At 56.6% G+C, this 14,721-nt stretch carries 10 protein-coding genes and 1 tRNA gene; 7 read left to right on the top strand and 4 right to left on the bottom strand.

Translation table 11 applies throughout. The features are described 5' to 3' along the window. The first annotated feature begins 113 nt into the window (after positions 1-113). The 4 genes from HMPREF2554_RS07810 (at position 114) to HMPREF2554_RS07825 (ending at position 5,423) form a co-directional block, all read left to right on the top strand. A complete protein-coding gene (locus HMPREF2554_RS07810) occupies positions 114-2,231 on the top strand; it encodes an ABC transporter ATP-binding protein (protein ID WP_070554623.1) in 2,118 nt (705 codons plus the stop codon). Next, complete coding sequence (locus tag HMPREF2554_RS07815) at positions 2,231-4,105, top strand: ABC transporter ATP-binding protein (protein WP_070554568.1); 1,875 nt, start codon at positions 2,231-2,233, stop codon at positions 4,103-4,105. Before HMPREF2554_RS07810 ends, HMPREF2554_RS07815 begins: the two co-directional genes overlap by 1 nt. Positions 4,106-4,288: 183 nt before the next feature. Beyond that, positions 4,289-5,107: an S-layer homology domain-containing protein gene (locus HMPREF2554_RS11810; protein ID WP_305793973.1), complete on the top strand. Its 819-nt coding sequence runs from the start codon at positions 4,289-4,291 to the stop codon at positions 5,105-5,107. A gap of 239 nt (positions 5,108-5,346) precedes the next feature. Then, positions 5,347-5,423 (top strand) — tRNA-Pro (locus HMPREF2554_RS07825). A gap of 83 nt (positions 5,424-5,506) precedes the next feature. On the opposite strand, the gene HMPREF2554_RS07830 is transcribed toward HMPREF2554_RS07825, so the two are convergent. Together HMPREF2554_RS07830 and HMPREF2554_RS07835 are read right to left on the bottom strand one after the other, a co-directional pair. Continuing rightward, the gene (locus HMPREF2554_RS07830) at positions 5,507-5,992 is read right to left on the bottom strand and encodes a hypothetical protein (protein ID WP_048777889.1); all 486 of its coding nucleotides are present in this window, start codon (positions 5,990-5,992) and stop codon (positions 5,507-5,509) included. An 89-nt stretch (positions 5,993-6,081) separates the two neighbouring features. After that, positions 6,082-7,155 (bottom strand): DUF418 domain-containing protein, encoded by a 1,074-nt coding sequence (locus HMPREF2554_RS07835; RefSeq protein ID WP_070554570.1) that lies wholly within the window; start codon positions 7,153-7,155, stop codon positions 6,082-6,084. A gap of 334 nt (positions 7,156-7,489) precedes the next feature. Between HMPREF2554_RS07835 and HMPREF2554_RS07840 the strand changes: the two genes are divergently transcribed. Further along, complete coding sequence (locus HMPREF2554_RS07840) at positions 7,490-8,959, top strand: cation:proton antiporter (protein WP_013397779.1); 1,470 nt, start codon at positions 7,490-7,492, stop codon at positions 8,957-8,959. 31 nt (positions 8,960-8,990) lie between these two features. Here HMPREF2554_RS07840 and HMPREF2554_RS07845 read toward each other — a convergent pair whose 3' ends face one another. Next, on the bottom strand, positions 8,991-10,835 hold the full coding sequence (locus HMPREF2554_RS07845) for a DUF6493 family protein (RefSeq protein WP_013397780.1): 1,845 nt from the start codon (positions 10,833-10,835) through the stop codon (positions 8,991-8,993). A gap of 905 nt (positions 10,836-11,740) precedes the next feature. Here HMPREF2554_RS07845 and HMPREF2554_RS07850 point away from each other — a divergent pair. Next, on the top strand, positions 11,741-13,297 hold the full coding sequence (locus HMPREF2554_RS07850; RefSeq protein ID WP_004005513.1) for a molybdopterin-dependent oxidoreductase: 1,557 nt from the start codon (positions 11,741-11,743) through the stop codon (positions 13,295-13,297). A gap of 372 nt (positions 13,298-13,669) precedes the next feature. Beyond that, positions 13,670-14,389 (top strand): DUF6318 family protein, encoded by a 720-nt coding sequence (locus HMPREF2554_RS07855; protein ID WP_013397781.1) that lies wholly within the window; start codon positions 13,670-13,672, stop codon positions 14,387-14,389. Positions 14,390-14,395: 6 nt separating this feature from the next. Here HMPREF2554_RS07855 and HMPREF2554_RS07860 read toward each other — a convergent pair. Then, positions 14,396-14,721, bottom strand: a 326-nt coding sequence (locus HMPREF2554_RS07860) for a DUF6318 family protein (protein ID WP_083297448.1), incomplete at its 5' end; no start/stop codon positions are given.

Below are 14,721 nucleotides of genomic sequence, written 5' to 3' on the forward strand. Positions count from 1 at the left end.
GTTGAACCGCATCTAAGCAGGAGGAATCGAGCACGACCCGCACACACGCCCCCGGCACTTCTCGACGACGCAATCCCTTCTTGGAAACTGCCCCGGAGCCTATTCCCGCGCCCGTGAACTATGATGCGGGCGAGCGCGCGCCCCTCAAATTCCTGCCGTATATTGCCCCGATTCGGTGGCGCTGGGCTATCGGCATGCTGGTTGCTATTGGCGCGGCGGTTCTCGAAATTTCTATTCCGCAGATGCTTCGGTTCATTGTCGATGAGCTTGTGCAGAATACGACCGAGGCGGGCGTCTGGATTGGCGGCGGACTAGTACTTTTGATCGGCGTGGGGAACGCATCGTTGGCGTATTGGCGGCGGTGGCTGATCGTGGATCCTACCTCCACGCTTGAAATCCGCATGCGCATGAACTTTTTTGACCGGATTTTGCGGGCGCCGCTGAGCGTTCTTGACCGGTGGTCTTCCGGGCAGTTGCTCACCCGTTCCATGGGTGATTTGGGTACGATTCGCCGGTGGTTTTCGTTTGCGCTGGTGCAGATGACCTCGGTTGTGGTCATGTTCGTAACGGGCGGGTATTTTATGGTGACCGCGTCCGCCCCGCTTGCGGTTATTTTTGGGGTGGCTATTCCGGTGCTGGTGCTGTCGCTCATCAGCTATGTGCGCAAATATGAGGCATATACCCGCGAGATTCAGCGGCTCACCAGCGATCTTTCGACCCGCATTGAGGAGTCTGTGCGCGGTATTCGGGTGGTTAAGGCGCTAGGCCGCTCCCCCGAGCAGATTACCGAGTACACCCGCGATGCCGAACATTTGAATGAGGTGGAGCATCGCCGTGCCATGTTGGTGGCACGTGTGGGGTTTTATCAGCGCGTGATTGTGGGGGCGGTGACGATGCTCGCCCTGCTGGTGGGCGCGCCGCAGGTGGCATCGGGTAGTCTTTCTTTGGGTGCGATGACCGCCTATTTTGCGGTGCTGACGGTGGTGTTGGGGCATGTGCTCCGTTCGACCGCACTGATGGCATCGTATTTGAATTACCGGGTGGCGTTTGAGCGTCACGTTGAGGTGATGGCGGACCCCGGCGATGAACAGGTACGACTAGTTGAGGAGGAGACCGTGGCTTATCCTTCGGGTGGCGCAATTTCTGTGGCGTGTGAGGCGGTGAGCTTCAGCTATGCCGAGCAGGCGAACACTGTAGATGCCGTCGATTCTGATGCGGTGGCTCGCGCACACGAAGATTCCGCTGATACTCAGGCGCGCACGGCTGAGGTTCCTGAGGAGCATTCCGGGCAGGATGGGGCTTCAACGGATCACGCCGAGCAGAGCGGTTTAGGCGGTTTTCTGGCGAAGATTTTAGGTTTTGCCAAGGGTTCGCAGGGTCACCAGGACAGTGCCGGTTCCGCACAAGAGGCAGATCCCGATCCTGCGGCATTCCCGGAATTACAGGCTGATATGCAGGATCCAAGCCCCGAGCCTACAGAGCAGGAACGCGAGTTTGCGCATGCACAGCAGAAGGCTGCAACCTCCAAAACCCCGTCGGTACTTCACGATATTACGTTTAAAGCTTTTGCGGGCGAGATTCTGGCGCTCGTGGGGGCTACCGGCAGCGGGAAATCAACAATTCTCAACCTGATTCCGCGGTTCTATGAGCCCTCGTCGGGAAAGATTCTGCTGGGCGGTCGCGATGCCGCCGATATGCCGCTGCCTGAGGTACGCGCGCAAATGGCCTCTGTTTTTGAGGAGGCCGTGCTGTTCTCGGGGTCGGTGCGTGAGAACGTCCTGCTAGGGGTGCACGATCTTAGCTCTTCTGAAGAGGCGGATCAGCGTGTGCGCGCCGCCCTCACGATCGCGGCCTGCGATTTCGTGGACGACCTTCCCGAAGGGGTCAATACCATTATTGGCGAAGAGGGGTTGAGCCTCTCGGGTGGTCAGCGGCAGCGGCTTTCTTTGGCGCGTGCCCTGGCGGTTCGCCCGAGCGTGCTGCTGCTTGATGATCCGTTCTCGGCGCTGGACGTTCACACGGAAGAGAAGATTATTGAGGCGCTGCGCACCGGGCATGAAGGACTGGGCGGGGCTACCACCCTGCTGACCGCGCATCGTCCTTCAACGGTAGCGCTTGCCGACCGGGTACTGCTGCTGGAGGATGGCCGTATTACCGCCCAGGGAACCCACACCGAGCTTATGAAGCTGCCGCAGTACCGCCGCCTAATGAGTGTGCAGGACGAGGGTTAATGCCCACGCGTCTCGTGCCAAATTCTGACGAACGCACGAACCTGTCCCCCGAAGAACGGCGGCAGGCTCGGAAGCGTTCGTATCGTCTACTGCGTGAGATTTTGCGCCCGCATCGGCTGTCCCTGGCGATTTCCGTGGCGGCGGTAATACTCGGGGCGATCGCATCCGCCGTGCAGCCCTGGCTGATTGCACGCGTGCTCGATACCGCGATTGAACCACTCACCCACGGCGACAGCGCCCCGCTTATATTCTTTGTGGTACTTTTTGGGGCAACTGTGCTCGCTAACGGCACCCTGACCTGGGTGAATGTGGTCTATACGGTGAGGGTTTCGCTGGGTGTGCTGTTGAGCCTGCGCACGCGCGTGTTCCAGCATTCGCAGTCACTGAGCGTCTCGTTCCACGAGTCATATACGTCAGGCCGCGTAATTTCGCGGCTGACAAGCGATATTGATACGATCCGCACCTTCTTAGACAGCGGTATCAGTCAGCTTGCCACAACCCTGCTGGGGATTGCGTTCTCGGTAATCGCCATTTTCCTGTTGGATTGGCGCATCGGCCTGCTTCTGGTGGCTATGACGGTTCCCATCTGGTTGATAACCCGCTGGTTCCGCACCCGCTCAGAAACCGCATTCCGTGCCATGCGTAACGAATCTGCCCAGCTGACAAGCCGTTTTGTTGAAACCTACACCGGTATTCGAGCCATTAAGAGTTTCGGTGCAGAGGCGGATGCGCGCGCATCGTACGCACGCAACGCCGAGCGGTACCGGGTTGCGGTCATGGATTCTATCAAGCTCTTCGGCATCTACTCCCCCGTGCTGATTCTGCTGGGCAATATTTTTGTGGCGGCGGCGCTTGTGATTGGGGGGTATGCGGTGCTCGGCGGCACCATGCAGGTGGGCACCCTGCTTGCGCTCATTATTTATGCGAACCGGGTGTTTGAGCCGATTATGACGCTCTCCGAGTTTTATAACGTACTCCAGTCGGCGTTTTCGGCGTTGGAGAAGGTTTCCGGGTTCTTAGCGGAGAAGCCACAGATTCAAGACCCGCAGCATCCGGTAAGCCTGCCGCAGTCCCCCACCGCGCCGGTGAGCACCGAGAGTTCGGTGGAAGCAGCCCCGCTGGGTGAGATCGTTCTTGAGGATGCCGCATTCGGTTACACTGCGGGTCAGCACGCGCTCATGCCTACGTCGCTGAGGATTGCACCGGGGCAGACGGTGGCACTCGTGGGTGAAACCGGTGCCGGAAAGTCTACGATTGCCAAATTAATTGCCCGTTTCTATGACGTTGATACCGGCAGGGTGCTTCTCGACGGCGTAGATGTGCGTTCCCTGACCGACCGGGAGCTGCGCCGAAACGTCGTCATGCTCACTCAGGAAGTCTTTCTGTTCTCAGCCTCGATTGCCGAGAACATTCGTTTGGGGAACCCGCAGGCGACCGACGACCAGGTACGCCGGGCGGCGCAGGCTGTCGGCGCGGATGAGTTTATTCAGACCCTCCCGCAGGGGTACGGCACGATGCTCGGGCGCGGCGGTGTGAACCTTTCAACCGGGCAGCGTCAGCTTGTGTCTTTTGCCCGCGTTTTCTTGGCAAATCCGCGGGTACTGATTTTGGATGAGGCTACTGCATCCCTCGATATTCCCAGCGAGCGTGCGGTGCAGCGGGCGCTCAATGCTCTGTTAGCGGGGCGTACCGCTGTGGTGATTGCACATCGTCTTTCGACCGTGCTGAGTGCGGACCGGGTGCTGGTTGTTTCTGCGGGGTCTATTGTTGAGGATGGTTCACCGCAGGAGCTGATTGCCGCCGGTGGCGAGTTTGCCGCAATGTACACCTCGTGGGAGGATGCGCGGCAGGATTCAGACTCCCCCGGCGCCTAACTCTTATGTGCACGTTTAACCTATTGTGATACATGCATGAGAGCCCTAAACGTCATAGTTCTTAGCTGTAACCGCCTGAGTAGACACGGCAAAGTTTTTTGTGGATGATAAAGGTGTCTTGCCGCTTCGTGGAGCGTGCAGATACTCATTCACTTAAACTCTTATAACCTCATGGAGGAAAATATGTCACGCAATGATGCGAGGAAGTTTCTGGCTCAGGGCACCGCTTCTGCACTCACTCTTGCTCTTGGCCTGACCTTTGCCGCTCAGCCTGCTTTTGCGGAAACTGCGAAGGCGGCGGATCCTGCGCCGAGCGCATCCGCAGCCCCCAGCGCACCGGCAGCTGAAACGAACCCCGGGCTCTCGGTAGATCCGACTCCTGCGGCGCCTATGCCCGCACCGGCCCCGAGTGACGGCCCGTCTCCGGAGGCGCCCGCACCCGCACCGAGCGAAAAGCCAGCGGCGGTGGTCTTCAAGGATGTTCCCCAGACCCACATGTTCTATCAGGAGATCACGTGGCTGGGAGAGACCGGGATTTCGACGGGCTGGCCCGATGGCACCTTCCGCCCGTCCCAGAATATTGAGCGCGCCGCAATTGCCGCATACTTCTACCGTATGGCTGGATCACCCGATGTTGTTCTGCCCAAGCAGTCGCCGTTCACCGACGTTGCTACGAGCGATCCCTTCTACAAGGAGATCGTGTGGATGCACCAGCAGCACATCACGACAGGCTGGTCGGATGGCACTTTCCGCCCGCACGATTCCGTTACTCGTGAGGCTCTGGCGGCGTTCTTCTACCGTGCCGCTAATATGAACGACGATGCGGCACCGGCTCAGGATCCCTTTACGGATGTGACCTCGGCGAACCCGTTCTACCGCGAAATCTCGTGGTTTAAGACCCAGAAGATCACAACCGGCTGGCCCGACGGCACCTTCCGCCCGCATGAACCCGTTACTCGTGAAGCGACTGCCGCGTTTGTGTTCCGCGCCGCCAAGATCTAGGCGAGTAACCTTGTACAGCCGCTGCGGGAAACGTTGAGCGTTTTTCTCCGGTGGTGCGTGTGCTTCCGCGTTTTTAGTGCATCAAGCAGAAGGCGGAAGCACACGCACAAGACACCGCGCCTACTCCCCTGGAAACTCAGGGTTTACAGGTTTTTGAGAGGGCTTATTCGTGTTGCTTTCCCTGGGCTCTTCGGCTATTATTGATGAGTTGCCTGCGGGTTGCCCCGACAGGTTAACACCGGGATGTGGCGCAGCTTGGTAGCGCGCGTCGTTCGGGACGACGAGGTCGCAGGTTCAAATCCTGTCATCCCGACCAACCCTAAACCCCCTGAGAGTAATCTTCAGGGGGTTTGTTGTATGTACCTTCTGCCCGGGTCCCCCCTAGGCCTCACCAAACATCTAAATATCCAGTGTACGCAGCAACTCGCGTGGCGGAATCACACCGTCCTCAATGTAGGCGCGGAAGATAGGCGCCGCCTGCTCACCCGTGAAAACCTCTTCGGGGTGCACCTGAACGGGCATACGGTTACCAACCCACGTAATGGTTGTCCACGCATCGGGGTCGGTCACAGGTTTGCGGGCCACCGTGTACTGTTCGTACGAACCATCTTCGGCAGTCACCCTAATTTCCACCGTCATCGCATGCGTAGAACCGGCACACTGTATATAGTTGCCGTGCGCCACCGAATCCTGGGGAACGTCATCAACATGGTTCACGCCTTCAGGCAGAGCCCACACCACAAGGGCGAAGCGTTTGTCACCCTCCAAAAAGTCGGGATCAGTGAGGCGCTGCTCGGTATCGTCGGCGAAAGACTGCGGAGTCTGGGGGACATCAAATCCGTTATATTCAGTCTTCCCCACCACCCTGTACGCAAAGTACGTCACGGACTTATTCCTCTCTCACGTTTTCTTCAGTAGGCACCAGATTATCGAAGAGAAACCGTGCGTGCCAGCATATTCGTCACTTCGCCGGGCTAACCCCGCCCACTCATGAGGGCGAGCGCCATTTCGAGGGGGCCGCGCTGCTGAATTTTCTCCCACAGGGTGCACAGCATCATCGCCAGCACCCACCATGCAAGCAGGAACCCGAACCAGAGCGCATAACTATAGACGCTCCCCTGCTGCGGGGCGCGATAACCTTCACCGGCGACCATCGTCACGAGCCGCCCGCCACCGTAGAATGCCAGCCCCAGCATCACAATGGATGCGCTCAGCGACATTCGACCCAGCCGCGCGAACGGTTCCAGCACGCCTTTTCCGGCGCTGAGCCGCGCAAGTTCGCCCCACGTGCAGACGGTTCCCGCCACGCCTACGATGGTGAGTACGATCGGCCACGTGAGCGGTCCCAGTTGGGCATGCGGATACACCCACAGGTAGATACACACGGCAAGAGAACCCAGCGCAACCGGTATGCCCAAGCGTGCGCCAAGTTTTTCGTACCCTCGCCACAGCACCATACCCAAGCCCATAAGCCAAATAAGTTTGAACCCATCCTGAAACATGGTTCCCGCGCTCTCGTTCACGATTGCTGGGATTGTGCGATGCAGCCAGTCGTCGGCAGTCCACCCGCCCACGCTCAGCCGCTCGTAAGTGAACGGCACGGCGGGGCTGGCGAGCACGGTCACAGCAAGCTGCACCCAAAACGGCATGTACACCAGCCCGATGCTCAGCAGAGTCAGCACAGCTAGGGGCAGAAGCATATCGAAACGGATGGGGAAGTCTTTCCACCCGGAAAAAGCCTGATCCGCAAAGGCGCTGTGTGGAAGTTGGGCGAGAATCCAGCCGAGCACGCAGAACGCCAGAAAACGCACGATACTGCTCGCAAAAAACTGCGGAAAAGCCACCTTGCGGGAGTATAAATATGCAGCCGCGCCCAGAATCACGGCAAACAGGTTCAATGCCTGCGGAAGCACCTGTGAAAGCCAGCTCAGATGTTTGCCGGGCACCAGGTTAAGGCTTACGCTCACAGGAATGAGCATGAGCAGAAGCGCAAAGGCGCGAGCGCTGTCTAACCCGGTATCTCGCCGGGTGTTGGTTTCCGGTAGCATGCATCTCCTGCTCGCTCGTGCCTGTGGTGGTGCATTCTACGGTACCGTGTTCTGCGGGCGGTTTCTAGCGGCGCCTGATGCTGTGATGGTTCGTGTTGAGGGTATGCCGCATCACGTGATGTCAAAATGTTTTGCCCCAGCTCAGGGCGCAGATGTGCAGGGTGGGTGCAAGATACCGGATTGTTGTGTGCGGATTATCCGCTAACTTCGGAACGTCATGTGATACCTTAGGCAGCTGGAGTAGATTTCCTCGCCCGCTGTACTTACGCCCGACCTCCTTGAAGCCGCCTCCTATGTGAATAACCCGAAGTATCTAAGGTATGCTTTCTTCACTATGAACGTTCTGGATGTTTCTCAGCTTGCCCAGCCCCTCGCCGCCGCGCACACGCATATTCTTGCTGCGGGTCCGCACGAGGCGTCCGGGGTTGAGGGTACCGCGCAGTATGTCTCGATTTTTTGGGTGACCTTAGCGGCGCTGCTTTCGCCCATCATGTCGCGGCTAACGGGCAAGCGCATCCCTGATGTGGTGTTCCTGCTGATCTGCGGTGTGCTCATTGGCCCGAACGCGCTGGGGCTGGCATCCGGCAGCGACGGCGGCATTCCGCTGCTGAAAGAGCTGGGTTTAGGCATGCTCTTTCTGATTGCCGGGTTTGAGATTAACGTCGATTCGCTGCGTAACCGCCAGGGTAAAAGCGCGATCGCAACCTGGTTCGTTTGCTTTGCACTGGGCGTGCTGGGGGCGGCGCTCATCACCGGTTTCGCCAAGGGTTTTAACACCTATATTGCGGTGGGTATTGCGCTGAGTTCCACGGCTCTGGGCACGCTGCTGCCCATGCTCAAATCCCATGGTGCAGCGGGTACTCGGGTGGGTAATGCGGTGCTGGTGCATGGTGCCGTTGGCGAGCTTTTCCCGATTTTTGCGATGTCGCTGCTGCTCTCCTCGTACTCGCCGGGTTTGGCGATTCTGATTCTGCTGGGGTTCATGGCGATTGCTGTGGTGACGGCGATTATTCCGCATCGTCTTCTGCAGAAAGTGCCCGGCCTGCGCCAGATTATGGCGGTAGAAACTAACACAACCAGTCAGCTCGTGCTGCGTCTTGCTATGTTTCTGCTGGCTACCCTCATCATGTTTACGGCGCTTTTCGGGCTGGATGCGGTGCTCGGCGCCTTCGCTGCAGGTATTATTATGCGTTCGCTCACCCCGGTGGGCGCACTTCACATGATCACGGCACGGTTAGAGACGGTCGGGTTTACGTTCATGATTCCGCTGTTTTTCGTGGTCAGCGGTATGGGGATTAACCCCTCTGTGGTGGCGTCTTCGCCTCTGCTGCTGGCGATGGTGGTTATCGGTATTCTGCTGGTGCGCGGGGTGCCGGTGTTTATTGCGGAGCGGTTCACGAACACGGGTTCGGGACTGCAGTCAATGAGCGAGAAGGTTGAGTTGGCGCTGTATTCAGCGGCGGGTCTGCCTATTATTGTGGCGGTCACGAGTATCGCCACGAGCTCGGGACTGCTGGAGAGCTCTACCGCATCGCTTCTGGTGGCAGGTGGTGCCCTCACGGTTCTGCTGTTCCCGCTGTGGGCTGCAGCCATTAAGCGGGCTTTTAGGTCACAGACGGCTGAGAATGAGTCCGGCGTTTCTAAACGTGCCCAGATTGATGCGTTGAAGGCGCACCGCAACGCGACGGTGAAGCTCACGACCGGTATGATTCCGGCTGTGAAACCGACGAAAGAAACGCACAGTCCTCTGCGGGGCAATGACTCTTCGGGGTCCTCCAAAACCCAGAAACCGCCGGAGAACTAGCTGTTTTCTTTCCCAGGCTGAGGAAGTGTATTTAGGTGAGGGTTTTGAGGATAGCCCGTGCGTGTTTTGCCGCCTGCGAGGACCCTTTAAAACCGCCTAACCACGCGGTCATCTCGGGGCTTAGCTGCGGGGAATCATTCACGCTACGCTTCGCGCCGTGAGCACGCACGTATTCCTGTGCATATACGCCCAGAAGCTTCCCCATCCCGTGCTGGGTGCGCTCACAATGCGGCAGCAGACCCCCTAAGAAACGCAGGGTGATGCGCGGGTCTATGGCCGCCATATCTTCAAAGGTATGCGCCCACCGGGTGAACATCAGCGCCGGGGCAGCCTGCGAGAACCCTGTAGTGGCGTCTTCGTAGGAGAGCCGACCACCAAGGTTCTCCGCCAACAGCTCGGCGGCTCCCGCACGGTCTATATGATGCTTTGAAGTGGCCAGCACAGCGAGCGCCTGCGAAGTGATGAAGTTCCACTGCCCCGGATGATTCCTGAGAGTCTGGACCATATCATGCATATAGTGGTGCCCGTCTTCTTCGTCGAGAAAGACCCATCGTTCCAACAGCCCTACCGCCACGGGCACTGTGGAGGAAGGGCAGAGGCGCGCCAGTTCTTCGCAACTCGTTGTTGCATAGTGCAGGGTGAGTAGATGTTTTTCGTCTGGCATGTGGTGTGGTTCTGCGGCAGGCAGGTGCACGGTGGGGCTCCACCACACGTTTTCGGGTTTGCCGTTGGGGCGTTTCGCCTCGCTTTCACGATAATCCCAACTCACTCGAATGCTCTCAAGAATATTGGGGACTTTCCCCGTACTTTTCCCGGAACGCACGTAATCAGGAGGCGGGGCATCGTGGTCCGTATCCCCGGCGGTTTGCTCGGTCTGCGCTGGGGCTTTCAAGGCTGTATGCTGCGCGGTTCCCTCTTCTGTACGTTTCAGGAGTTCGGCATCCTCTAATTCCTGCCGTGCAACAGGGCTGAGGTTCTGCACATGCTGATGCAGCGTTTCAGTCGCTTTGGCTTGATGCAGCAATTTTGCGGCTGCCACCTGCACCTGTGGATGCGCGTGGTTCAGCCCCACAACAGATGTTTCGGCAACCGGCGTATCACCGACTGTACCGCGCAAAGAAGCCAAGAGTTTGAGGATCGCCAGCGCATTCGCCTTGCTCGTCAGCAGCGCGGGGGCGCATCCGCGAACGAACCAGTCGGCGTCAAGAAGACCCGCCCGATGCACCGCCGAAAGCTGTTTGACCGCTAGGGTGACGGTCGTGCCCACCGGCGACCCCAGCAGGTTTACGAGCGTATCCTGCCGTTGAGCGGATTCTGCGGCGGTGGGTTTGAGCGCGGCATACATGCGGGAGAACCACCCGGCGCGGTAGGTCGCGAAGTCCCGCGCTAACGATGCCAGGCACGCATCCAGCAGATATTCCCGGGGAATCAGCCCCTCGGCGGAAGCATCAAGCAGTTCTCTCTGCCAGGTGTTTCTGAACGTATTTTTATCTACCGTCGCGAACGATCTTTCGGGGGTTCCCTCGACGGTGAACAGGTGCCACAGCAGCTCGTCACGAAATTGCCGGTCGTGGCGCAGCAGACTCTGCCGAAGCGAAACGTTCAAGTTCATAAGCGCCAGAAAATAGCCGTCGTCATGGTTCAGCTGCAGCCCATCGTAGAGCTCGGCTAACCGAAAGAACCCCTGATCGCACCAGTGAGGTGCGGGACTGGCCAGTCGTTCGATTTCCTCGCGGAACCCGCCCGCGCGCAGGCTGCCATAATTCTCGGCTTTGTACAGGGCATATACCTGTTCAGGGCCTTTGTCCGCGAGAAGCTGGGGTAAGTCCTGGATGAATTTTTTATAGGAGGTGCGAAGATCCATATCATTACTCATTTGCTGATCCTGTAGACTTGGCGCAAGACTCTGCTCGTTCGGCGTTTATGGTTCATTGTAGAGATTTTCCCGCGTCGATGCGGCACATTCCCATCCCACACCCGCATTTGAACAGAGCCAGGCGATTTTCCCGCGCAGATGCGGCACATTCGGAAAATTACAAGGTTCAGACGGTTTACCGACTTGAGGTCTTTGCACCGCGGACTCTCGAACGGACTTTGCAGCCCTCTCGCTCGTATCCTCTTGGGGTGCCCTTTCCCCGAGTAGATATTATTTCGGCGAGCAGATAACAATCCGCTATCTGCTCGCCGAAATAATATCTGCTCACGCTCTAGGTGCGGGCGGGGAGATGCGCCCGACCGAGCCTCACCTGCTGCGTTCGCGTGCATCGCGCTTACCGGTTTTAGGGCACCAACGAGTTGAGGTGTCTGAAACCATAAAATAAGAACATGTAATTTTGGTTTAATCGCTCTAAACCCACAAAAAGGGTATCCTAAGTTTTTATACATATAACCTCTTAAATTCCATAATTTACCCGTCACGTAATCGTTACCCGGCAGCATTACTTAAGGTCATTAACACCCTCAAAAGTCCGTAATATTCGGTATTTTTACGACAAATTTTCGGCGTGTTACGACTCTTATCTTTTGCGAGTGACACTGTGTCAGCTAAGATGAAATAGATACGGCAGGGCTCCTCATAAATCCCACAGAATCCAATATCTCATGTGGGGTTGCAGGTTAGTCGAGACATGACTCTTCCGGGTAGTCCCGCGTTGACAGACGAGCTCTACAGGGACGGAGAACGATATGGACTCAACCTCTGAATAGCTCATTAGAGCATCTCAACTTTACGGCCTCACACACTAATTCCATACGCACACACAGTCATTCTAAGGAAGACAAATGCACCAAACACTCATGATGAGTGCCGGTGGTGTAGCACTAGACTTTCCTGCCTGGCTGCGCATCACCCACTTCATTAACTTTCTGATGATTGGACTTCTCATCCGATCCGGTTGGGAAGTTATTGCCTCACATCCGCGTTTTTACTGGAACAACCACTGCACCCCCGGGTCTGAGTGGCTCAAGTTCACGAAGGATAAGGTTTCAACCGTTCCTGGCGAATACACCGCCCGCGACGATCAACGAAGCCTCTCCCCTCTGATTTCGCTCCCCGGTAAGGCTCAGATTGGCTTGGGACGTGCTTGGCACGCTCTCACTACCGTCATCTGGATTGCTAATGGTCTGGTTTATGTGAGCCTACTCTTTATTACGGGTCAGTGGCGCCGTATTGTTCCTACCTCCTGGGATATTTTCCCCGAGGCATGGCAGTCCATCCAGATTTACGCGGGTTTCCAAATCCCCTCTATTGAGCATTTCCAACCCTACGATGCGCTTCAGAAGCTCATGTACTTCACCGTGGTTTTCATCGTGGCACCACTGATGATTGCCACCGGTCCTATCATGAGCCCCGCATTCTGCGGTCGCTTCCCACGCTACGTGCGGTTGTTCCGTAACCGCCAGACCGCCCGCTCAATTCACTTCTTGGGCATGGCGTTCTACTGCGTCTTCACCATCATGCACGTGGCGCTGGTACTCATCGTTCACCCGCAGTACAACATTGCGCACATGATGCTCAATAAGAACTACAACGAGATTGATGCGGCACAGTTCGCCCAGGCAGTGACCATGCTGATCGTTGGTGTCGTCGTAGTTCTCGCGGTCTGGATCGGTGCTTCCTACTGGTCGCATCGAGACCTGCGCTTCGCTCAGACCTTCGTTTGGGGTCTGACCCAGCCGGTTCGCAACCTGTTCCTGGATCGCATCTCCTCACGCCAGGTCAAGAAGCAGACCTTCACGGACGCCGACATTTCGCCGTTCCACTGGGTTAACACACGCCCGCCTACAGAGCGTGAAAGCACCGAATGGAACCGACTGCGCGAACAGGACTTCGTAGATTATCGCCTGGAGCTGGGCGGTTTGGTGAAAGAACCGAAGTCGCTAAGCATCGACGATTTGAAGTCCTTGGGCAAGGAAGTCAATATTACGATGCACACCTGCATGCAGGGGTGGACGGGCATCGCCAAATGGGAAGGCGTTCGCCTGCGTGATGTACTCGCCCTTGTCGAAAAGGACGATAACGCACGGTACGTTATGGTGACTTCCTTCGGACACGTGGGTCACACCTACGATGGTCGCCCCACCGAACCCTACTACGAATGCTTGGATATCTCCATGGCAATGGAGGACGAAACCATTCTGGCTTGGGGTATGAACGATAAGCCCCTACCGGATGTTTACGGTGGTCCCCTACGCTTGCGTGCAGATTCCATGCACGGCTACAAGATGGTCAAGTGGGTTCAGAAAATTGAATGGATCAGCGATTACCGCGATGTTGGCGACGGTCAAGGCGGTAGCCGCGAAGATTCCGGTCTGCAGCACTTCGACGCTCGCGCGTAAAGTTCTGTAGCTTGTTCCTAGAAGCCCCTGCTGGGCACCGGGTTACTCTCCCGGATGCGCGGCGGGGGCTTCGCTGTGCTCGTGCTGTGGGCGGATGCTCTTACTCCCCTAGCTTCGTGATGCGCGTGCTAGTGTGTGTGGCGACCTTGCCTCTGCACGCCTGCCGTATCCACCTCCGTGCTGTTCTCATGCTGCCCGGGTGGTGCGGGGGCATTGCATACGGGGTATGCAATGCAGCAGGCTTCTTCGACTACCTCTGCTTCCCTTGCCTCCCTTACCCTGCTCGCATATAGCTACCTACCACGTAAACCTAATACTCCCCCATGCGGTAGAGTAAATACACCAGCCATAATGCGTAGAAAGCGAGACCCGATGAGTTCTGTACACCTGCCCACGCGCAGAACCATTCTCACCCTCGGACTCACCGCCACAACCATTACACTCAGCGGATGCGCACCATCAACACGCAGCCAAGAAAAACCAAGCCCCTCATACCCCTCGCCAACACAATCATTTGTCCGCGAGCCCGAATATGGGTACGGCTACGATGGAATTATTCGGCTTGATAATTATGAAAAATCTGGAAAATACACCCCAGCGACTCACGACCATAAAGCACTAAACGTTCCCAAACCCCTAAAACCCGAGTACATTAATGAGTACAGCCATGATGGTATCTGTGCTTTCCTAGCATATTGGATAGAATCAACCAACTACGCCTATCTCACCGGAGACCTTAAACCTCTAAGCCAGATAACAGATCCGTATAAAATTATCCATCCTGAAATCCTCAAAATGTATGAGGATAACACAGGATGGGTTATTGGGCCACAACATATTTATACTCTTGAACTGGTTACACCAGCTTCAGGAAACGATTTCAAAGATTCCACAATCTATGAATGGCAAAGTGTGCTACGAGTTTCACCAGAAGCTACGGTCTACGTAACCGCCAATAAATCAGAGAAATTATTTACAGATTTTATTGGTGCCCGCGAAAAAGCTGATATAAGTAGCGATGTACGTTATACAGACGGAGAATGGCATCTTGTGAATGATGATGGTTCTAACTCTTATAAGAAACCACTCTAAAACCTCTCACGAAATCTGATAAACAACATCATAAGCAGTCTCAGACCTCCACTTACCCTCCACATACGCAATCTGCAACTGCACCTCACCCGGCTGTAACCCTAGAACATCAGCCAAAGGACGAGTCTCCTTCGTGTCCGCATAAAACACCGAAGCACTGGCGTCTATACTCAACCGAGCACGCCACATATAGTTCTTAGATCCCTCAGGAGTTTCAACAGGTTTGGGATCCAGCAACTCTAACTTTATCGGCGACTCCATAGGCGATAAATGCTGACTGATCACCCATCCAGTCTCGTCCTCATACAGCTTCACAATATCAGGACGAGCCG

This window comes from Rothia sp. HMSC071F11 (genome assembly GCF_001809115.1).
Lineage (GTDB): Bacteria > Actinomycetota > Actinomycetes > Actinomycetales > Micrococcaceae > Rothia > Rothia dentocariosa.